General features: G+C 45.1%; 20 protein-coding genes. 9 read left to right on the top strand and 11 right to left on the bottom strand.

Annotated elements, in window-relative coordinates; genetic code table 11:
- Nucleotides 1-10 precede the first annotated feature (10 nt).
- A complete protein-coding gene (locus BCF55_RS04520; protein ID WP_121010611.1) occupies nucleotides 11-1,726 on the top strand; it encodes a sensor domain-containing diguanylate cyclase in 1,716 nt (571 codons plus the stop codon).
- On the opposite strand, the gene hpt is transcribed toward BCF55_RS04520, so the two are convergent.
- The gene (gene hpt, locus BCF55_RS04515; protein WP_121010608.1) at nucleotides 1,723-2,259 is read right to left on the bottom strand and encodes a hypoxanthine phosphoribosyltransferase; all 537 of its coding nucleotides are present in this window, start codon (nucleotides 2,257-2,259) and stop codon (nucleotides 1,723-1,725) included. The genes BCF55_RS04520 and hpt overlap by 4 nt on opposite strands.
- Before the next feature lie 40 nt (nucleotides 2,260-2,299).
- On the opposite strand from hpt, the gene dapA reads away from it, so the two are divergent.
- From dapA to hisH, 5 genes are read left to right on the top strand one after another with little or no spacing between them, the layout of a single operon-like run.
- Complete coding sequence (dapA, locus tag BCF55_RS04510) at nucleotides 2,300-3,184, top strand: 4-hydroxy-tetrahydrodipicolinate synthase (protein WP_121010605.1); 885 nt, start codon at nucleotides 2,300-2,302, stop codon at nucleotides 3,182-3,184.
- A gap of 4 nt (nucleotides 3,185-3,188) precedes the next feature.
- Nucleotides 3,189-4,016 carry a serine/threonine protein kinase gene (locus tag BCF55_RS04505; protein WP_121010602.1) on the top strand — a complete coding sequence of 276 codons (828 nt, stop codon included), beginning with the start codon at nucleotides 3,189-3,191 and terminating at the stop codon, nucleotides 4,014-4,016.
- Nucleotides 4,013-4,645, top strand: coding sequence for a PP2C family protein-serine/threonine phosphatase (locus BCF55_RS04500; protein ID WP_121010599.1), 633 nt, complete (start codon nucleotides 4,013-4,015; stop codon nucleotides 4,643-4,645). Before BCF55_RS04505 ends, BCF55_RS04500 begins: the two co-directional genes overlap by 4 nt.
- Before the next feature lie 19 nt (nucleotides 4,646-4,664).
- Complete coding sequence (locus tag BCF55_RS04495; RefSeq protein WP_121010596.1) at nucleotides 4,665-5,507, top strand: cytochrome c biogenesis CcdA family protein; 843 nt, start codon at nucleotides 4,665-4,667, stop codon at nucleotides 5,505-5,507.
- On the top strand, nucleotides 5,504-6,124 hold the full coding sequence (gene hisH, locus BCF55_RS04490) for an imidazole glycerol phosphate synthase subunit HisH (RefSeq protein ID WP_121010593.1): 621 nt from the start codon (nucleotides 5,504-5,506) through the stop codon (nucleotides 6,122-6,124). Before BCF55_RS04495 ends, hisH begins: the two co-directional genes overlap by 4 nt.
- On the opposite strand, the gene BCF55_RS04485 is transcribed toward hisH, so the two are convergent.
- The 9 genes from BCF55_RS04485 to BCF55_RS04445 all read right to left on the bottom strand — a co-directional run bounded on the left by BCF55_RS04485 (nucleotide 6,121) and on the right by BCF55_RS04445 (nucleotide 16,938).
- On the bottom strand, nucleotides 6,121-6,873 hold the full coding sequence (locus tag BCF55_RS04485) for a TIGR04219 family outer membrane beta-barrel protein (RefSeq protein ID WP_121010590.1): 753 nt from the start codon (nucleotides 6,871-6,873) through the stop codon (nucleotides 6,121-6,123). The genes hisH and BCF55_RS04485 overlap by 4 nt on opposite strands.
- Nucleotides 6,874-6,889: 16 nt before the next feature.
- The gene (locus BCF55_RS04480; RefSeq protein WP_245960397.1) at nucleotides 6,890-8,065 is read right to left on the bottom strand and encodes a transglycosylase SLT domain-containing protein; all 1,176 of its coding nucleotides are present in this window, start codon (nucleotides 8,063-8,065) and stop codon (nucleotides 6,890-6,892) included.
- 5 nt (nucleotides 8,066-8,070) lie between these two features.
- On the bottom strand, nucleotides 8,071-8,325 hold the full coding sequence (locus tag BCF55_RS04475) for a hypothetical protein (protein WP_121010584.1): 255 nt from the start codon (nucleotides 8,323-8,325) through the stop codon (nucleotides 8,071-8,073).
- 130 nt (nucleotides 8,326-8,455) lie between these two features.
- Nucleotides 8,456-9,043 carry an LPP20 family lipoprotein gene (locus BCF55_RS04470; protein WP_121010581.1) on the bottom strand — a complete coding sequence of 196 codons (588 nt, stop codon included), beginning with the start codon at nucleotides 9,041-9,043 and terminating at the stop codon, nucleotides 8,456-8,458.
- Between the two features lie 59 nt (nucleotides 9,044-9,102).
- Nucleotides 9,103-12,603 carry a DNA polymerase III subunit alpha gene (gene dnaE / locus BCF55_RS04465; RefSeq protein ID WP_121013146.1) on the bottom strand — a complete coding sequence of 1,167 codons (3,501 nt, stop codon included), beginning with the start codon at nucleotides 12,601-12,603 and terminating at the stop codon, nucleotides 9,103-9,105.
- Between the two features lie 97 nt (nucleotides 12,604-12,700).
- On the bottom strand, nucleotides 12,701-13,969 hold the full coding sequence (locus tag BCF55_RS04460) for a hemolysin family protein (protein ID WP_121010578.1): 1,269 nt from the start codon (nucleotides 13,967-13,969) through the stop codon (nucleotides 12,701-12,703).
- Nucleotides 13,938-14,855, bottom strand: a complete 918-nt coding sequence (locus BCF55_RS04455; RefSeq protein ID WP_121010575.1) for an oligopeptide/dipeptide ABC transporter ATP-binding protein — start codon at nucleotides 14,853-14,855, stop codon at nucleotides 13,938-13,940. The genes BCF55_RS04460 and BCF55_RS04455 overlap by 32 nt, the downstream gene beginning before the upstream one ends.
- Before the next feature lie 27 nt (nucleotides 14,856-14,882).
- Nucleotides 14,883-16,253, bottom strand: a complete 1,371-nt coding sequence (gene hemN, locus BCF55_RS04450) for an oxygen-independent coproporphyrinogen III oxidase (RefSeq protein WP_121010572.1) — start codon at nucleotides 16,251-16,253, stop codon at nucleotides 14,883-14,885.
- A gap of 31 nt (nucleotides 16,254-16,284) precedes the next feature.
- Nucleotides 16,285-16,938: a site-2 protease family protein gene (locus BCF55_RS04445; protein ID WP_121010569.1), complete on the bottom strand. Its 654-nt coding sequence runs from the start codon at nucleotides 16,936-16,938 to the stop codon at nucleotides 16,285-16,287.
- 27 nt (nucleotides 16,939-16,965) lie between these two features.
- Between BCF55_RS04445 and BCF55_RS04440 the strand changes: the two genes are divergently transcribed.
- The 3 genes from BCF55_RS04440 to BCF55_RS04430 are packed head-to-tail and all read left to right on the top strand — an operon-like array spanning nucleotide 16,966 to nucleotide 19,704.
- A complete protein-coding gene (locus BCF55_RS04440) occupies nucleotides 16,966-17,439 on the top strand; it encodes a ribosome maturation factor RimP (protein ID WP_121010566.1) in 474 nt (157 codons plus the stop codon).
- Nucleotides 17,433-18,434, top strand: coding sequence for a transcription termination factor NusA (gene nusA / locus BCF55_RS04435; RefSeq protein ID WP_121010563.1), 1,002 nt, complete (start codon nucleotides 17,433-17,435; stop codon nucleotides 18,432-18,434). The genes BCF55_RS04440 and nusA overlap by 7 nt, the downstream gene beginning before the upstream one ends.
- Nucleotides 18,427-19,704 carry a class I SAM-dependent RNA methyltransferase gene (locus BCF55_RS04430; RefSeq protein WP_121013145.1) on the top strand — a complete coding sequence of 426 codons (1,278 nt, stop codon included), beginning with the start codon at nucleotides 18,427-18,429 and terminating at the stop codon, nucleotides 19,702-19,704. Before nusA ends, BCF55_RS04430 begins: the two co-directional genes overlap by 8 nt.
- On the opposite strand, the gene BCF55_RS04425 is transcribed toward BCF55_RS04430, so the two are convergent.
- Nucleotides 19,695-20,120, bottom strand: a complete 426-nt coding sequence (locus BCF55_RS04425) for a hypothetical protein (protein WP_121010560.1) — start codon at nucleotides 20,118-20,120, stop codon at nucleotides 19,695-19,697. The genes BCF55_RS04430 and BCF55_RS04425 overlap by 10 nt on opposite strands.
- Between the last annotated feature and the right edge of the window lie 3 nt (nucleotides 20,121-20,123).

The following is a 20,123-nucleotide window of genomic DNA, read 5'->3' as shown; positions in this document are numbered from 1 at the left end:
AATTTAAGTAATGAAGACATATAACTTATTGTATAAACAGGAGGGAGATGTAACCAGATTTGTTGAGGAAAAAGGTATTGAAGATACACCTAGGCTTCTTGTCCAGGTTTTCACAGGAGTACCCGAACGTCGGTACATTGAGAACCTTCAGAGGGAGCTGGAAAAACTCTTCAACAAAGCTGGCGTAATAGGAACCTCTACGGGAGGTGAGATATTCAACGGCGAGGTATACGAAAACTCAACAGTGCTGTCCTTCACAGTTTTTGAGCGGGCATGGGTAAAAACAGCTCTGGTTGAAGGCGCAGATGCTTTAAGGACTGGAAGGGAACTGGTAGGAAGGATTCTGGATGAGGACACAAAGCTCATGATAATCTTTGCGGACGGACTCAACACTAACGGGGACGACCTTATAGATGCTATTAATGAAGAAGCGCAGAGTGTACCAGTAGTTGGTGGTCTTGCAGGGGATAACTTTACCTTCAAAGGAACCTACGTATTCACCTCCAGGGATGTAACCGATAGAGGTGTTGTTGGGGCTTCCGTGAATACAGATAAACTCCAAATCAGCACCCACTACAACCTTGCTTGGGTACCCGTCGGTAAAGGGATGGTAGTGACCAGGACCGCAGGCAACAGGATATATGAGATAGAGGGAAAACCGGTCGTTGAGGTTTACAAGAGTTATCTTGGGGCTGAAGCTGAAGAGCTACTCCCTTACGTTGCAATTGAGTTTCCTCTGGTTCTGGAGAGAGACGGTGTAATGCTGGCAAGAGCCTGTTTGGGTATCGCAGAGGACGGCTCTATGTTGTACACAGGTGTTATAAAGGAGGGTGAGAAGGTAAGGTTTAGCATATGGGATACAGGGGTTATGTTAGACTCCGCTGCTGAAAACTTGAAGAAGTTTAGGTCCAACCCGTCAGAGAGTGTGTTCGTATATACATGCCTTGCAAGGAAGTACCTTATTGGCGGGGAGGCTGAGGTTGAAAGCAAGCATCTCCAGAGCGTGTCTCCTACGTCCGGGTTTATGACTTACGGAGAGTTCTATAACCTTGACGGTAAAAATAGATTCATGAACTACACCTTCACGGCGGTTTCCCTATCGGAAAGGGAATTTACCCAGAACTCTGAAGGTCAGGAACTGGAAGAAGAGCCTGGTAGGGACCTTATAAGGTTCAGGGCACTGGTATCTCTGGTAAACACTATAACTGGTGAATTAAAGGACGCTAACGATAAACTGGAGAGACTCGCAGAGAGGGACCCTTTAACGGGCTTGTACAACAGACGGAAGATGATAGCTCTCTTGGAAGAGCAGATAAGGAGAACGGAAAGGTACGGTAAATCTTTCTGCGTTCTCATGGTGGACATTGATAACTTTAAGCTTATAAACGACACCTATGGGCACCAGAAGGGGGACGAGGTGCTAAAAGGTATGGCTCAGGCTTTAAGAGAGCTGCTGAGAAGTACAGACCTTTACTCACGTTGGGGCGGGGAAGAGTTCCTAGTTGTTATGCCTGAGACGGAAATTGAGGGGGGAACGGCGGTTGCTGAGAAGTTAAGGGTGGGAGTTAGAGGCTTCTTTAACAGAAAGCTCGGTATGGACATAAGTGTAAGTGTAGGCTTAACAGCTTACCGAGATGGAGATTGTATAGAAGGTCTCCTAAGTAGAGCCGATAGAGCTATGTACAGAGCCAAGAAAAAGGGTAAAAACCTGGTAGTTGTGTCTTAATCTTCAACAGCGTATACGCCAGGTAGGTTCCTTCCAAGCTCCCCCCAATCAAGCCCGTAACCAACCAAGAATAAGTTCGGAACTTCAAAACCTACGTAGTCTGCGTTAAAGTCCACTTTCCTCCTCTCTTTTTTGTCCAAGAGTACACAGGTTTTGAGCTTTGAAGGATTCCTTATCCTCAGGAATTCGTATATCTCTTTTAAGGTCAGACCCGTGTCCAGTATGTCGTCCACAAGAAGGACCTCTCTCCCCTCAATATCAACGTCTATGTCTTTAACTATCTTTATGTTTCCGGAACTTTCCATACTCTGCCCGTAACTTGAAACCCAAAGGAAGTCTATCTTCAGAGGTAACTTTATCTCCCTTACAAGATCAGCCATAAATATGAAAGCACCCTTCAGGAGTCCAACCACTATCAACTCCTTTGATGTTGCAAAATCCCTCTCAACCTCCCTGCCCAACTCCTTAACCCTTTTCTTTATATCCTCTTCCTTTATAAGCAATGAAAGCCTTTTCCCTCTTATGGTCTCCATAGTTCCCTATTTTATCAAGGAGTAGGTTAAAATTATTCTCATGTTTGAAGGTTCAATAGTTGCTCTTATAACTCCCTTCAAGGATGGTGAGGTTGATTACGAGGCTTTAGGAAAGCTGATAGATTTTCACGTGGATAATGGCACCGATGCTATTCTCGTGTGCGGAACTACCGGTGAATCCCCAACCCTTACCTTTGAAGAGCATGACAGGGTAGTTGAGTTTGCGGTGAAGCATGCGGCGGGGAGGATAAAGATAATAGCTGGGACCGGTGCCAACGCAACCCATGAGGCTGTGCATCTTACAGCCCATGCTAAAGAAGTAGGTGCCGATGCAGCCCTGCTTGTGGTTCCCTACTACAATAAGCCTACACAGGAAGGGCTTTACAAACACTTTGCAGCCGTCGCTGAGGAGGTAGATATACCTATAATCCTGTACAACATTCCCTCAAGGACAGGGGTTGAGATAGCTGTTGATACAATGTACAGACTTGTATCGGACTATCCGAACATAGTTGGTTCTAAGGAATCAACCCCAAATATGGACAGGATATCCGAGATATACAAGAGACTTGGGGAGAACTTCACGATACTTTCAGGAGATGACAGTCTCACTCTGCCCATGATGGCTCTCGGTGCTAAAGGTGTCATATCGGTGGCTAACAATATAGTTCCGAGGGAGATAAAGGCACTAACAACTTTCGCAAGAGAAGGTAAGTTTAGTAAAGCTAAAGAGCTTCATTATCAACTTCACGAACTCTTTAAGGCTCTTTTTATTGAAACGAACCCTATCCCGGTAAAAACTGCTTGCTGGATGCTTGGCATGTGTGAAAAGGAGTTCAGACTTCCTATGTGTGAAATGAAACCCGAAAACGAGGAGAAGCTTAGAGAGGTCTTAAAGAAGTACAACCTACCCCTCGTAAATTAATAGTATGGAAGACCTGTCCCACCAGTTTAAAGAAGGAGACATCATACTTGGCTACTATGAAGTGCTGAGTGTGATTGGAAGGGGTGATTTTGGTATCGTTTACAGGGTGAGAGGCGTAAGGGGAAGGTACAGAGGTAAAATACTCGCCCTAAAGGTTGCCTCCAACCCTTACGGGGTTGAGTATCTCTGGAAGGAAGCCCAGACACTGATACTTTTTAACCATCCTAACATAATATCCCTGCAGAGTTATCTTTACAAAAAGGACAGGGGTGAGTTGTACGTCCTGTACGAGCTGATGGATGTGGGGGACTTGAAGGAATACGTTCTATCAAAAGGAGGACTATCGGAGAAGGAGGCTCTAAAGGTTCTCTGGAACATAACAAACGGACTTGCCTTTTTGCACAGCAGGGGGTATATCCACAGCGATATAAAGCCAGAGAACGTTTTTGGCAAAAAGGTTTTAAAGAGCATAGTCTGGAAACTGGGAGACTTCGGTCTTCTCAAGATAAGAGGCTCTGTGTCGGTGCTGGATATAAAGGGGACATTGGGGTACATAGCTCCTGAAGTTTTCAGGGGCGAGATACACAGGAGCAGCGACATATACTCCTTAGGTTGTCTCCTTTACTTCACCCTCTTCCAAAGGGACCCTTTCCACTCCGAGGACAGAAAGGAGAAGCTTAAGCGAAATAAAGAGGGTCTTTACCTGCCACCGGAGGGTGTCTCCGATAAGGTGAGGGGGCTCTTGGAAAGGATGCTTGAGAGGGACTACAAAAAGCGTTTCAGAACGGCTGCCGAGCTTAAAGATTACCTGGTTGTGGAGGGGCTCGTGTGAAATACGTGACAGGAGAGTTTTATAGAGACAGGGAAACATTTGCCGACAGAGCCTTCTACTCTGAGGACACCTTTGCTATTGCGGATGGTATGGGCATTGGTTACGGAGCAAGGGTTGCAGCCGAAAAGGCGATAGAGCTGGTGAGCCTGCACAGACCTTTTACCTCTTTAAAGGAAATAGAAGACTTCTTCCAGAGAGCCAATCTGTCTATAATGGAGGAGACGGCAAAGCTCGGTGATAGACACGTAGCCGGTACAACCTTAAGCCTGATATCCTTTCAAGAGAAGAAGTACTTTATAGGGCATATAGGTGATTCAAGGATATATCTGTGGAGAGAAGGGACCCTTGAAGTTTTGACCCAAGACCAGATAAGGGTTAAAGAGGGAAGGAAGTATGTTTCCGCTTTGGGTATAGACTGGAAACCTGAAACCTTTCTCGTAGAAGGGAATGCTGCCAAAGGAGACCTTTTCCTGATTATATCTGACGGGGCGGTGGAAGTTCTAAAGGAGGAGGAGCTTGAGAAGCTATTGAGTCATAATATAGAGGAGAGTGCACAGAAACTGCTCAATCTTTACAGGGAAGTTTCTCCCCAGGAAGATTTATCCTTCATCATAGTCAGGGTAGATTAAGGCTATATAATTTAAAGTCATGTTTGAGGTTACATTCTTAGGAGCATTCGTAGCCGGCGTATTAGCCTTTCTCTCCCCCTGTGTTCTTCCTATAATACCTGCTTACCTTTCCTACATATCCGGAGTGGGTATTGAGGAAGTTCAAAAGGACAGAAGGCTCTTCAATACAAAGATATTTCTTGCAACCCTCTTCTTTGTTGTAGGCTTCTCTCTTGTGTTTACGTTACTCGGAGCAGGAGCCTCTTTTATCGGTCAGTTTCTAAGAGCTTATCAGACTGAGATCGCAAAGGTTGGTGGAGGCATAGTGATATTCTTTGGTCTGCATTTTGCCGGGGCTTTTCTAAGACAAAACTTCCTCAAAGAGCTTATAGGTGTGCAAGCTTTCATAACGGCTCTCTACCTTTTCAAGGTTATAAACCAGGAGGTATTCTTTAGCCTTACCGGTGCCATGGCTGTGGTACTTACCCTATACCTCTTCGGTGTTCACGAATACCTATACAGACAGCTAAAGACCGAAGCGAAGACAAAAGCCTCTTACATAGGAGCCTTTATAATAGGTATCGTCTTTGCTTTCGGATGGACTCCCTGTATAGGTCCGATACTTGGTTCAATACTCTTCTTAGCCTCTCAGCAGGAAACTGTCAGAGAAGGGGCAGTTATGCTTATGGTCTTCTCCTTCGGTTTAGGAATCCCCTTTTTGATAGCCGGCTTGCTATTCTCAGTGTTTCTGAACTTTGTAAAGAGGTTCGGAAGGTTCTTTGGGGTGGTTGAGTTCGTAGGTGGGCTCCTATTGATAACCCTAGGCATCCTTTTAGTCCTTGACAAACTCAGCTGGTTTGCTTCTCTCGGTGTGGGTATATGAAGGTAGCCGTTGTTGACTACGGTATGGGTAATCTGAGGAGCGTAGCAAAAGCCATTGAGTACGTTGGTTTTAAAGAGGTCTCTGTAACTTCTGACCCAGAAACTGTAAGAAGGTCAGAGGTATTGGTGTTTCCTGGGCAAGGTGCCTTTAAAAAGGCTATGGAAAACCTGAAGAAGCTTTCTTTGATCTCACCTATCCTATCTCACATAGATAGAGGTAAACCCTTCCTGGGTATATGTCTCGGTCTCCAGCTCCTCTTTGAGAGGAGCTACGAGCACGGGGAAACGGAAGGGCTTGGAGTTTTTGAAGGGGAAGTTATCCTTCTTCCGCCAAGGGTTAAGATACCCCACATAGGCTGGAATCAGGTCTGGATAAAGAAGGAGAGAGGATTATATTCGGGTATAAAGGACGGAGATTTCTTTTACTTTGTTCACTCTTACCATGTAGTTCCAAAGGATGAGAGCGTAATCGCCTCAACTACAGACTATGAGGTTTATTTCGTGTCTGCCGTTGAGAAAGAAAACGTCTGGGCTGTCCAGTTCCATCCGGAGAAGAGCCAGAGCAAAGGGCTCCGGCTCCTTGAAAACTTCAAGAACTACTGCGAAGCGGTCCTTTAGAAGGAAACACCCACGTTGGCAAAGAGACTCTTTATCTTCAAATCAGCGTTTATATCGCTCACGTCATCAAGCTTAAGCTGCTCATATCTGTATCCAACCCCGATAAACAGCGAAGCCATACCGGGTACAGAGATAGGTTTTAGCCTCACCTCTCCCGTTACGTCGTAATACCTGTTGCCAGCGTAAGTTATTCCTCTGAGCTCACCTATCAGGGAAACGTAGGGCAGGTTAAGTGAAAGCCCGGCGTAGCCCATAGGGACGGGGATGGTTGCGGACTTAGATTCGGTATGTGATGTTGTTAATTCCTTGACAGTTCCTTCAAAGTCTAAAATCCTTACGTTTATACCTATCTCAGGATCGAACAATCCGCCCGTTGCAGCACCTATAAAGGGAAGGTTGTAATACAGTCCCACATCGTAGTGGTCAACCTTTACTTTGGTGTCAACTGTTCCTGTAAAGGTATAACCTCCATAAGTAAAACTTTTATTCTTTCTACCTTTAAACTCCATAGGAATATACTGAAGGTAAAGGTTAGGAACTATAGGAATTTCTATCTTCGCTCTTGCAAATGGTTTTGTTTTTTTATCTAGTCCGAAGTCATCTTTTAGGTCTACTTTATCTCCCTGATACTGAACGTATCCCGAAGGGTCGTGGCTCATAGCTCCTATGGAAAGGTCTATGTTTACCAGTGGAAGGGCAAAGGTACTTCCTGTAAAAAGCAAAGCTCCACCAAAAACAACCTTTCTCATCTTTTACCTCCTTACCTTACAGGTTTTTATATACGGCTATTCTTTTAGAAACTTTACGTAAGTAATCTTTCGTCTCCTGATAGGGAAGGTTTCTCAAGAGCACACCGTAAGTGTCCTTTGGTGTCAATGAGTTTATAACTTTAACGGCTTTGCCGAGGTTCGTTGTTCCGGTGAATGTTCTCGCTACGTTTCCTGGTCCTGTGTTGTAGGCTGCTATGGTACAGTATAGTCTGCTTTCAGGGTCCCTTACTTCGCTGAAGTACCTGTAGTAGAGCATATAAACGTAAGTGGTTCCTACTTTTATATTGTTTTCAGCGTTGTAAAGGTAGGAGGGAGAGAGTATAACCGGTCGCCCGTTGAGAAACTCGGTGACGTCTTTACCCGCGGAGTGGGGAACTATCTGCATGAGACCATAAGCCGGAACTGGTGAAGTCGCAAGGGGGTTAAAGTAGCTTTCAGTGTGAATTATAGCGAATACTAGGGACGGTTCAAGCTTCCATCTCTCAGACTCTCTTGACACTATGGATTTATACCGGCGGGCTTTCCTCAAAACCTTTTCAGGGGGTATGCTCACGGTGAACGTGCCCACCTTTCCCATACCGGTTGGTTTTTCTACAAAGCTGCCCTCCTCTATCAGTTTCCTGACTCCTTCCTTCAGCTCTGAGGGGTTAACGCTTTCCTTACCAAAAATAACGGGGGTAAGGACCGGTTCTCTCTCTATAACTCCTGTCCTTATATACTTCAGCTTTCTGACCCTTTCCTCGGTTTTCCTCAAGAACTGGTCAGACTCAAAGACTTCCCTTTTGTCCTGTTTAACGAATTCTTCAATTTCCCCCTTCACAAATTCCCGCAGGTTTTTCACCTCACCACTGACTTCTACCCTTAACTCACCCTTTTCAAAGTCAAAGACCCTTTTAGTCCTGAAGTCCGGAGAATACTGAACCAGTTTCTTCTTGTCGGTTCCTTCAAAGGTGTCCCAGTGCCTCAAAATCTCTCTCTTAAAGCTCTCAAACTCCTTACGGACTATACTCTTGTACTCTTCAAACTCTCTGTTTACCTCTTCAAGGTATCTGTTGAACCCCCTCTTTTCCTCCCTAAAACCTTCAAGCTCCTCTTTCAGGAATTCTTTGAAGCTCTCCTGAGCAAAAACGCTACCCGTAAGCAAGAGGGTAAGTAGTTCTCTCCTGGTCATATCCGTCATTTCTCCTCACACATAAGGACATAGAAGAGCTGACTTTCTTTATCGTAGTAAGCTTCAACAATGCGAGCTTTTATAGTCTGCCCTTCGGTTGTCTGAACGCTATATACGGAAAGAGCTGATGTATTGCCGCCCATAGAACTCCCTTCCATGAAGTATTCAAGCTGGGAGTTTACTGTGACTCCCTTCTGTCTCGCAATCTCATCAATTGCCCTTGCTATGGCTGTAGCCCTTTGGTATGCGATCCCCTTCATGTGAATACCCGCACTGCCGATACCGCAGACGCTGTCCTTTTCAGGTTTGAAGCTATAAACCCATTCGGGTTTCTTTTCACCACACCCTATGAGGAGAAAGGCAACCAGAAGGGCGGCCAGCCGACTTATATCACTGTCCTCCCTTGAACTCTTTCTCTATCTCCTTGTCAAGTTCTTCATGGGCTTTCTTAGCCTGATAAAGCTGCCAGAGAGCCTGTTCATTCCTTAGGCTTGTTTCTACCTGTGTCTTTATGAAATCTTTTACCATTTGGGGGTCAACTCCGACAAGAACGAAGAGCTCTGCGCAGGGAGACTGCCATATGGCCACCTGCTTGGACCCTCTTATCGTCTGATAGGCGACCTGTTTTGATACCTGAACAGAGACCCTGTCAACTGTTTCCGCGTCTCCAACACCTGTAACCTGCATGAAGTTCTTCACCATGTTCTTTACCCTTATCTCTATCATCCTGGCAAGTTCGTCTCTTGCATTGGCTAAAGCTTCAGTCCTGGCGAATTGCAGACCTGCCTTCCCTATTTTTGCAGAGCCAACGGCGGCTACCTTTGAACCCTCAACCTGCGGATTTAAAACCCATGCAGGAGCATCCTTCAAACATGGGTCTCCCTCAAAACCTGTAGCCACCTCTTTCTTTCCTCCACAGGAGCTTATAAGAGCCACACTGACAAGCCCTGCGAGGGAAAAGGCTAAAGTTCTTTTCATCGTTCCACCCTCCTTTAGCATTTATTATAGCCAGCAAACCGTAAGTTTGAGGTGAAATTTCACACTACAACTTTAATTTTCAATTTCTTTGTTAGGAAATTTATGAATTCCGGACTTGGGTTTATCCTGTAATCTGGAGGCAGATGAAGAACAGCGTGGAAATCTTTTCCCTTTATTTCAAAGACAACTTGCAGTCCCTCAGGGTTACTGAACCTCTCAAGAAGCTCCTTTAACTTTTCCATCTTACCGTTCAGTGCATCTTCTCTTCTGAGTATAAGGGTTATGTAACCGTTACCGTTTCTGGTCAGCTCTTCCGGTAATAGAACCTCCTGGGCTATAAACTTGAGACTTTCCGTCTCTTCATCTTCATCCGAATACCCCTTTATTATCACCACCTTGTCCTCTTTTATTCTCTCCTTAAATTCTTCATAGGCATCAGGGAAAACAATGACCTCACAGACACCGCTTCTATCTATAAGGTTGAAGATCGCCATATAGTTTCCGTTCTTCGTTTTTTTAACCTGTAGGTTTGAGATAACACCAGCTATAGTCAAGGTGCTACCCTTTCCGGCGGTTTCAATCTCCTCTATGGGTGTATACTTCGTAGCTAAGAGGCTGTCGTACTTGTCAAGAGGGTGTCCTGATATGTAGAATCCTATGACCTCCTTTTCCATTCTCAGAATATCGTTTATGTCTGTTTTTTTCCTCTTTTGTGCTCCACCAAAGAGAGCGTTCTGAGCCAGGTTTGCAGTGCTCTTGCCGGAAGAGAGTCTCTCAAGGAGCTCCTCCCTCCTGCTTCCCGTAAAGTCAAAAGCGCCAGCTTTTACCAGACATTCAAGAACCTTTTTGTTAACCTTTCTACCGTCCACTCTTCTCACGAAGTCCTGTATGCCTCTAAACTCTCCCCTATCCCTTGCATCAACTATGGACCTGGCAGCCTCTTCACCCACACCCTTAACCCTGCCTATACCAAACCTTATCTTCTTATCACCCTCTATCTTGAACCCTACATCGCTCCTGTTTACATCGGGAGGGAGTATCTCAAAACCCATAAGCTTCGCATCTTTTATCAAATTTATAAACTTGTTATCGTTTTTTTCAGTGGTGAGTTTGACCGCAAAGAATTCGGCAGGATGATGGGCTTTCATGTAGGCTGTCCAGTAGGATATGTATCCGTAGGCTACGGAGTGAGACTTATTGAAGGAATAGGAGGCAAACTTCTCTATGTCTTCCCAGAGTTTTGTGATCTTGTTTTCAGGGAAACCTCTATCAACGGCACCCTTTATGAACTTTTCCCTCATCTGTTCCATAAGGTCCTTTTTCTTTTTTCCTATTGCTTTTCTGAGAGTGTCAGCCTCACCTGGCGTGAAACCAGCCAGTATTTGGGACATTTTCATCACCTGCTCCTGGTAGACTATGACTCCGTAAGTTTCCCTTAAAACCTCTTCAAGCTCTGGGAAGATGTATTCAACTGCCTCTTTGCCATGTTTCCTGTTTATATACCTGTCCACAAGACCACTCTTTAGGGGACCTGGTCTGTAGAGAGCGAGAACGGCGACTATATCTTCAAAACTATCAGGTTTAAGCCTTTTAAGGAGTTCCTTCATTCCCCTGCTTTCAAGCTGGAATACACCTGTAGTGTTCCCTTCTTGAAGGAGCTCAAACACCTTAGGGTCATCCATGGGGAGGGTAAGAAAATCAACCCTTACCCCCTTTCTTGCCTCAACAAGGTCACGCATACCCTTCAGCTCGGTAAGCGTCTTAAGACCGAGGAAGTCCATCTTGAGGAGCCCCATGTCCTCAAGCTTTGTCATATCGTATTGGGTAGCTACGGCTCCGTCTCTATCGTAGAAGAGAGGTACCAGTTCATCCAGAGGCTTTGGAGCTATAACCACACCTGCTGCATGAAGGGAGGTATGCCTTGTAAGCCCTTCAAGTCTCAGAGCTATCTGGACGAGCTTTTCTATCTCTGGGTTTTCCTTACACAGCTTTCTGAACTTGTTTGCGTTGTCTTCTATATCCCCCCTATGGACTCCATAACGCTCCTTCAGAACTTCTATGGGAGTTTGGTACATCTCTTCAAGGGACAGCCATGTTCCCTGAACATCGCCTTGGGGTATGAGTTTTGCAAGCTGGTCGGCTGTTGAATAGGGTAGTCCCAGAGCTCTCGCAACATCTCTCAACGTTTGTTTCGCCTTCATAACGTTGTAGGTTATGATCTGGGCTACGTTTTCCCTGCCGTACTTCTCCTTCACATACTCAATAACTCTGTCCCTGTTGTCCTGGCAGAAATCTACGTCTATATCTGGCATTGAGACCCTCTCTGGGTTGAGGAATCTTTCAAAGAGGAGTCCATGCTTTATCGGGTCCACATCTGTTATCCCTACAGCGTAAGCCACAAGTGAACCTGCGGCAGAGCCCCTACCTGGTCCCACGGGAATACCGTTGGTCTTTGCCCAGTTTATAAAATCCTGAACTATAAGGAAATAGCCTGCAAAACCTATACGGTTTATAACATCAAGCTCGTATTCAAGCCTTTCCCAATACTCTTTAGAGTTCTTTGCTTGCCCCCTGGCTATCCTCTGCTTTAATCCCTTTACGGCGAGTTCTTTTAAATGCTCTTCAAGGGTTGTATCTTTAGGAACGCTGTATTCTGGGAGCAGGTAGGAGTTGTTTTCAAAAAACTCAAAAGAATCGGAGGTCTTTTCCATCACCTCAAGGGTGTTCAGAAGAGCCTTTTCCCAACCATCAAATTTGCCTTCAAACTTTCTCCATACCTCTTCTGGAGAGGCAAAATGTAATCCATCGTTGGCACACCTGAATCCACCTCTGGTTATGTCATGTATGGTTCTCTTCATCTGTATAGCCATTAGAACTGTATGGGCTTCCTTGTCCTCAGGGTTAAGGTAGTGGGAATCGTTGGTTGCTATGAGTTTCACACCGTATTTTTTGGCTATATCTATAAGGTTCCTGTTAGCCACAGCTTGTTCGTCAAGATCGTTTGACTGCAGCTCCAGGTACAGGTCTTCCCCGAATATGTCCTTGAATTTCCTTACCCATTCCCTCGCTTTTTCGGTCTCGTTTATGGAAGCATAATAAGTGGGAACCCCTTTCAGACACGCGGTAAGAGCTATGAGCCCTTCCCCATACTTCTCAAGGAGCTCATAGTCTATTCTGGGCTTGTAGTAGAACCCTTCTTTGTAGGCTAAGGTTGATAGCTTAAAGAGGTTCTTGAGTCCCGTATCGTTCTTGGCTATAAGTATCAGGTGATGGTTGTATTTGTCGGTTATGTTGTCCTCGCTGCCTTTGCTCTTCCTGTCAAACCTTGAACCGGTGGTGAAGTAAGCCTCCATGCCGATTATAGGTTTTATCCCCTCCGACTTCAAGGCTTTATAAAACTGGTAGGAACCGAAGAGGTTTCCGTGGTCAGACACCCCTACAGCTTTGTACCCGAACTCCTTCGCCTTCCTTACCAGGTCTCCTATCTTAATAGCTCCATCCAGGAGCGAGAACTGGGTATGAAGGTGGAGATGAACAAAATCCTTTACCCCCTCTTTCATAACTTTCATTGATAATAGCCTCCTTTCTTAGATTAGGTAGGCTCATTTTGAGAAGTATATTTGTAACTTACGAACTTTTTTCTAAGTCTATATGGGGTTAGGTTTTTTCCTCAGCCCTTTTCAGGACCTTTACTATTACCTCCTTGACCCTATTCTTTTCTACTTCTCCCACTATGAACTTGAAACCATCGTATTCAAACTCATCCCCCTTCTCAGGTACCTTGTTTAGATTTGCCATGACAAAACCGCTCACCGTATCGTAGTCATACTCCTCAGGGAGCTCAAAACCAAGAGCTTCAGCAACCTCCTCTATGTCGGCAGAACCCTCTATCCTGAACATATCGTAGGAGAGTTTCTCTATCTCCTTTTCTTCCTCCCATTCTTCAGGTACGTCTCCCAAAAGCCATCTAAGCACGTCATACATGGTTACCAAGCCAGAAACTGCACCGTGCTCATCAACCACAATAGCCATTTGAGTTTTGGCTTTCCTTAACTCCTGAAGGAGGCTCTCAACGCTCATAACTTCAGGCACGAAAAGAACTTCTCTTTTAAACTCTCCTAAGACTCTATCCTTGTTCCTGTTTACAGGTAGCAGGTCCTTAACGTGAACTACTCCAGTCACATCGTCAAGCTTTTCCTTATAGACAGGTATCCTGCTGTGCCCTTTGCCTCTGACCTCCTCTATAACTTCTCCAACCTTAAGGTTTTCTGGCAGGGCGAATATGTCAGGTCTTGGGGTCATTATTTCCCTGACGAGAACTTCATCCATTTCAAAGACCTTCTTTATCATTATCCTTTCGTCTTCTGAGAACTCCCCGGCATCTATACCCATCTCAATTATGCCCAGGAGCTTTTCTTCAGAGAGCTCAAACACTTCCTCCTTGCTATCAACACCGAGCTTCTTCAAGAGGTTCTGTACGGGAAGCAGGAAGATGAGCCTAATAGGGAATATGATCGTGTGGAAGAGGTAAAACACGGGCGTGTATATTAAGGAAAGTCTGTCGGCTACGGGAAGAACCGCATTTTTCGGCAAGGTTTCCCCGAAAATAAATATCAAGAAGGACATCAAAACTGCTGACAAGAGGGCACCTTCCTTTCCTAAATTCTCGGTAAACAGCTTTGCTCCATAAGAGGATATGAGGACGTTAACAAGCTCATTTCCTATAAGGATGGATATAAGAACTTCTTTTGGTTTAGATAGGAGTTCCATGAGCAGGCGATACAGTCTGCTCTTAGAGTATTTCATTAGGAAGGGCTTGCTGACGCTGAAGAATACAACCTCTGAAGAGGCGAAGAACCCTGAAGCGAATAGAAGAAGTACGAAGACTAGAATGTCAGTATAAATTGCAGCTAACGAGCCTTCCATTAAACTCTGACCTCCTAACGCTTTTAGAGCATTCTTGCATGTAATCAGGACATCTGGGTGCAAAGGGGCATCCCTCTTGAGGAACTGTGTATTCAACCTCTTTAAAGTCCTCTTCTCTCCGGAATTTTGGGTGTTTTACAGGAACGTTGCTCAAAAGGAATCTTGTGTATGGATGTAGAGGGTTACTCAGAATTTCTTCTTTGTGTCCTAACTCCATAAGCATGCCTCCGTATATTACCGCTACCCTGTCAGCAATTTTGTCTATAACCCTGATATCGTGGGTTATGAACAGGAAAGCTATACCTTGGTGTTTCAAGTTCTCAAAAAGCTTAAGTATCTCTTGCTGAACGGACATGTCAAGGGATGCTGTGGGCTCATCTGCAACTATCAATTTGGGTTTCAAAGCGATGGCTCTTGCAATAGCAACCCTTTGCCTCTGTCCTCCCGATAGGTCATCTGGCTTTCTGTTAAGGAACTCCAGGGGGAGTTGAACCTTCTGAAGTACCTCTTCAAGTATATCCTTTCTATTTTTTACGCCATGAACTATCAATGGCTCTTCTATGATTTCCTTCACCCTCATTCTAGGGTTTAGGGAACTTCTGGGGTCTTGAAAAACTACCGAAACCTCCTTTGTATACTCCTTTCCTATTTTAAAAGCGTCCTTACCCATGAAGACAACTTCACCGGAGGAGGGTTTTTCAAGTCGGAGTATGAGCTTGCCAAGTGTACTCTTGCCAGAACCCGATTCGCCAACCACGCCCAAGATCTCAGACCTTCTCACTGAGAGGGAAACATCCTTAAGGGCGTATATGTCCTCTTTTCCGAACAATCCCCTTTTTAACCTGTAAGTTTTTGTGAGGTTTCTGGTTTCAATCAGAGTATCCATTTACCTCCCATAGATCCTCCATGAGCATTATATAGTTCTGGAGAACCTCAACTCCTTCTTTGACCTCAGGTGGATATCAAAAACCATAGCTATATTCCTTATAAGGAGCCTGCCTACGGGTAGTATATCTATCCTTCTGTCCTTCACCTTTATAAGTCCGTCCTTTTCAAGCTCTTTTAGCTCTTCAAGCTCGTTTTCAAAATAGCTTTCAAAATTTATACCGAAGGTTTCCTCTATCCTGGAAAAGCTTACACCGAGATTGCACATGATATCCATTATCACCTCTCTCCTTATAAAGTCATCCTCATTAAGGATGTAACCTCTAAATACGGGAAGACGATCCTCGTCAATAGCCACGTTGTACTCTCTGAGGGTTTTATAGTTCTGGAAATAGGAGTCGTACAGCATTCCTATAGAAGTTGCTCCAAAGCCTATAAGCTCAACACCCTTTCTTGTAGTGTAACCCTGGAAGTTTCTCCAGAGCTTGCCCTCCCTTTGAGCAACAGCAAGTTCGTCCTCAGGCTTGGCGAAGTGATCCATACCTATGTAAACGTAGCCAGCATCTTGAAATCTTTCTATGACCATCTCCAGTATCGCCAGCTTCTCCTCGGGAGAGGGGAGGGTTTCCGGATTTATATGTTTTTGAATGGGTTTTACCCAGGGAACGTAAGCAAAGCTGTAAACTGCTATCCTGTCAGGGTCAAGTTCTATAACCTTGTCAACCGTTTTCTCAAAACTCTCTTTGGTCTGGTAAGGCAACCCGTATATGAGGTCAAGGTTTATACTGTGGAAGCCAAGCTCTCTGAGCTTTTTCATAGACCTCTCCATAAGCTCATAGGGTTGTATCCTGTTTATAGCCCTTTGGACCTTCTCATCAAGGTCTTGAAGACCCATGCTCACCCTGTTAAAACCAACCTCCCTAATAGTTTTTAACTGCTCATCGGTTGCGTACCTCGGGTCTATCTCTATGCTCACCTCGGCATCTTCTGAGAAAACGAACCTGCTCCTTATCTCCTCCATGAACTCTTTTATCTCTTCAGGCTCAAGGTAGTTAGGTGTTCCACCTCCCCAGTGGAGTTGCTCAACTCTCCTCTCCTTATCAAGGAGTGAAGATACCATATCCATCTCTTTATAGACTCTCTCTATGTAGGGTTTTTCTATACCTTTCCTGTGAGAAATTATTATGTTGCATCCGCAGTAGTAACACCCGCTTTCACAGAAGGGTATATGGAAGTATAGGGAGAGAGGGGTCTTCCTATCGTTGCTTCTTAGAAGACGTTCTCTATACTCCTCGGCACCAACCTGCTCGGTAAACTCCGTTGCCGGTGGATAACTGGTGTATCTCGGACCCGGTCTGTCATACTTTTCTATAAGCTTCCTATCAAATACAGTTCTCATGGTCTTATTTAATATAGTCCTTTATCAAAGTTTATACTCCTCCCAGTATCAGGTGGTATAAGAATACAAGGGGTGGATATATGAGCTTTCCAAGTACGCCGGTAAAAAGTAGCAAGGTTATAACGAGGAAACCGTAAACTTCATACTTGTAAAAAACCTCCCAGTATTTGAAGGAAAGAAAGCTCATCAGCGCTTTGCTTCCGTCCAGAGGAGGTATGGGTATTATGTTAAAGAGAGCCAGGATAAGATTTATAAGCACAGATTTTGCAGAGAAAATGAGCATGGGATAGATGACCGAGTTAGCAACAAAAGGGTCAACACTCTCAGAAAGTCCCGAAAGAACTCTGTAGGTAATTCCGAAACCTACCGCAAGGGTGAGGTTCATAACAACACCCGCTATGGAAGTCAGGAAAGTACCAATCCGTAAGTCCCTAAAGTTTAGAGGATTTATAGGAACGGGTTTTGCCCAACCAAATATCACCGGTGAGTTTAGAACTATGAACATCGCTGGGAGTATCAGGGTTCCAACTGGGTCAATGTGGGGAATAGGATTGAGGGTCAATCTTCCCGCGAGCTTGGCTGTTGGGTCTCCCATCCTGTAAGCTACCCAACCGTGGGCTACTTCATGGAGTATGACCGCTATCATTAAGGCAGGAATGGATAATATAGCTTCGCTAAGGTTCATAGCAGTGAGAATTATAAAATAATACTCATGAATATAGATAGTAAGGAAATAGCGAGGAAAGTTAAAGAGCTGGTTGAACCCATAGTGAAAAGGATGGGTTACAGGCTCTTTGACGTTGAATTTAAACCTGAGAGGGGGTGGGTTCTGAGAGTGATCATAGATAAACCGGGTGGAGTCACCATAAGAGACTGCGAGGAGGTAAGTAAGAGGATAAGCGCTCTTCTGGATGTGGAAGACATCATACCTTTTTCCTACATGCTTGAGATATCTTCTCCGGGACTTACAAGGGAGCTTGAAAAACCTGAGCATTATGAATTTTTTAAAGGTCGGCTTATAAAAGTTCTTCTCAGAGAACCGGTGGGAGGAAAAAGAGAAGCGACCGGATACGTTGAGGAGGTCAGCGAGGGTATAATAACCCTCAGGGAGAAGGAAAAAGGGGAAACGTTATACATACCCTTCTCAGCGATTGCCAAAGGTAGATTGGAGCCAGAGAAATGGTAAAGAACATCAGAAAGCTCATAGAGCAGGTTGCCAAGGAAAAGGATCTGCCTGAAAGGGTGGTTGAGTATGCCCTTAAGAACGCTATAGCCATAGCTATAAAGAAAGACAAGAGGATAAGGGACAACCTTGATATAGAGTTTACCGACGAGGGAATAAAGGTATACATAGTTAGAAGGAAAGGAAAAAGCAAAGAAAGGTTTCCCTTGGATATATCTACCGAAGATGTAAATAGAATAGCAGCTTACGCAGCTAAGGAAGAGTTCCTGAGTGAGCTGGAAAGGGCAGAAAGGGAGAGAGGATTCCTTGAGTACAAGGAGCTTGAGGGAGAGATAGTAACAGGTATAGTCAGAAAGGTGCACGAGAATGGGGACATACTCGTTGACCTTGGTAAGGTTGAAGCTGTGCTCCCCCGTAGAGAGCAGATACCCGGTGAAACTTACCATGTGGGTGATAGGCTCAAGGCTCTCCTCATAGAGGTAAAAAAGCAACACGGAGAACCCCGTCTTATACTGTCAAGAACCCACCCTTTGTTCTTGAAGAGGCTTCTTGAAACGGAGATACCAGAGGTAGCTGAAAAGGAGATAGAGATAAAGGCTGTCGCCCGTATCCCCGGAGAAAGGGCAAAGGTCGCCGTTTATGCAAAAGATATGAAGATGGACCCTGTTGGTATAGTTGTGGGCTTAAGAGGTTCCAGGATACAACCAATATCCGAAGAACTACATGGGGAAAAGATAGACGTGGTGCGATGGACAGAAGATGAAGAGGAGTTCATAAGGAGGGCATTGTCACCGGCTAAGCCTACCGCTATAAGGCTCATACCGGAAGAGGAGAGGGCTGAGGTGGCAGTACCCCAAGACCAGCTTTCCCTGGCAATAGGCAAGAGGGGAACCAACGTAAAACTTGCCCACAGACTAACGGGGTGGCATATTGATGTAATGTCGGAGGAAGACTTTGAGAGGCTCACAGAGCTTAGAGAGTCAGAGTCAGGTGAGTAAAGAGGAAAACTTACGACTCAGCATAGAAAAGTTAGTGCATGGAGGCTACGGTTTAGCCCACCATAGAGATAAGGTTGTTCTGGTCAGGTTTGCCGCTCCCCGTGAACTCGTTGATGTGGAGGTAATCCAGGAAAAGAAAGATTACTCGGAAGCTTATGTAAAAGACGTTATCCTCTCTTCGGCTTCCAGAAGAGAAGCACCTTGCCCCTACTTTGGTGTATGTGGTGGGTGCCAGCTCCAGCATGTAGACTATAACACTCAGGTAGAGAGTAAAGAGTCCATACTTCTGGAAACTCTCCAAAGGATAGGAAAGATCAGGGAGGTTCCACTGGGAGAAGCTATCCAGTCCGGGCAAGAGTTTGGGTACAGGGTAAGGGTTCAGTTTAAAGTTAAGAATGGCAAGCTGGGTTTTTACAGGTGGGATGAGCACGAGATAGTTGATATAGAACACTGTCCAATAGCTCATCCAAGGATAAACGAACTCATCAAACCCCTTAAGGAATGTGTCAAGTATATAAGGGAGCTTCAGGAGATTCATGTTACCTACTCTCCATCGGAGGACAAATTCCTCGTGAAATTCGTAACACCTACAGAGATAGACAGGGAGTTTCTGGGCAATCTGAAGAGAGACTGTCTTCCTGAAGATGTTGTTGGTGTTGGAGATTATTCAAGGTTAAGAACGATACTGAACCGAAGGTTCTGGATAGGCAAAGAGTATCTTTTTATAGATGTCGGAAAGTGGAAGTTCAGGGTTAGCTCCGATTCCTTCTTTCAGGTAAACTGGACTCTTTGGGAGAGTTTCATAAGGGCGGTAAGCGATGTGGACCCTTTCCGTAAAGCGATAGACCTGCACTGTGGTGTAGGATTCTTTACCATACCTCTCTCAGAGAAGGGCAACTTCATAGAAGGCTCCGACAGTAACCCCTGGGCTATAAACGATGCGGAGTACAACGCCAAGCTCAACAACAGAGACAACGTGGTCTTTATAAAGTCGGACGCTTACAGGCACCTCAAGAACAGGGGAGGAGAGGTTCTTGACCTTGTTGTTCTGGACCCACCCAGAAGCGGTCTTGAGAGGAAAGAGATTGATTTACTTGTTAATAACCAGCCAGAAAGGATTGTTTACATATCCTGTAACCCTGCAACCCTTGCCAGAGACTTAAAGGCTCTCCTGAAAGGGGGCTACAGACTTGAACAGGTCAAGCTGGTTGATATGTTTCCTCAAACGTACCACATTGAAAGCGTGAGCTATCTAAGGGTTCAGGCGTAAGAGAATACAAACCTGCCTTTCTCTATCTGTTTAGGACTCAGAGTGACTTTGTTTCCCGACATAAACTGGACAAACCCTTCTATAAGACCCATAAAGAAGTAAACTACGGGGGACTTCTGTATATCTTCAGCTCTTATGGCATCACTGAATATGTCGTCCTGTATGCTTATTGTTGAGTCCTCCTTTTCAATTTTTTTGGCAAAGCCGAGCTCTTCAAGGAGCATACAGGTTCTTCTTAAAGCCTCTTCCCTCTCCAGGACCTCAGGTAGATGACCTATCAGGCTCTCAAGTAGCTTTGGTCCACTGTGCCTCCCGGCATCCCTAAGGACAGCGTTGGCTCCCTTGTCCCCTATCAAATTCCTAACACCTTCAATAAGCTCAACCATGGCTATGAGAAGTATGTCCGGGTCTACCATGTC

It is taken from the genome of Hydrogenivirga caldilitoris (assembly GCF_003664005.1).
Classification (GTDB): Bacteria; Aquificota; Aquificia; order Aquificales; family Aquificaceae; genus Hydrogenivirga; species Hydrogenivirga caldilitoris.
Note: the sequence above shows the minus strand (reverse complement) of the source record. Positions and strands in the feature narration are given on the sequence as shown.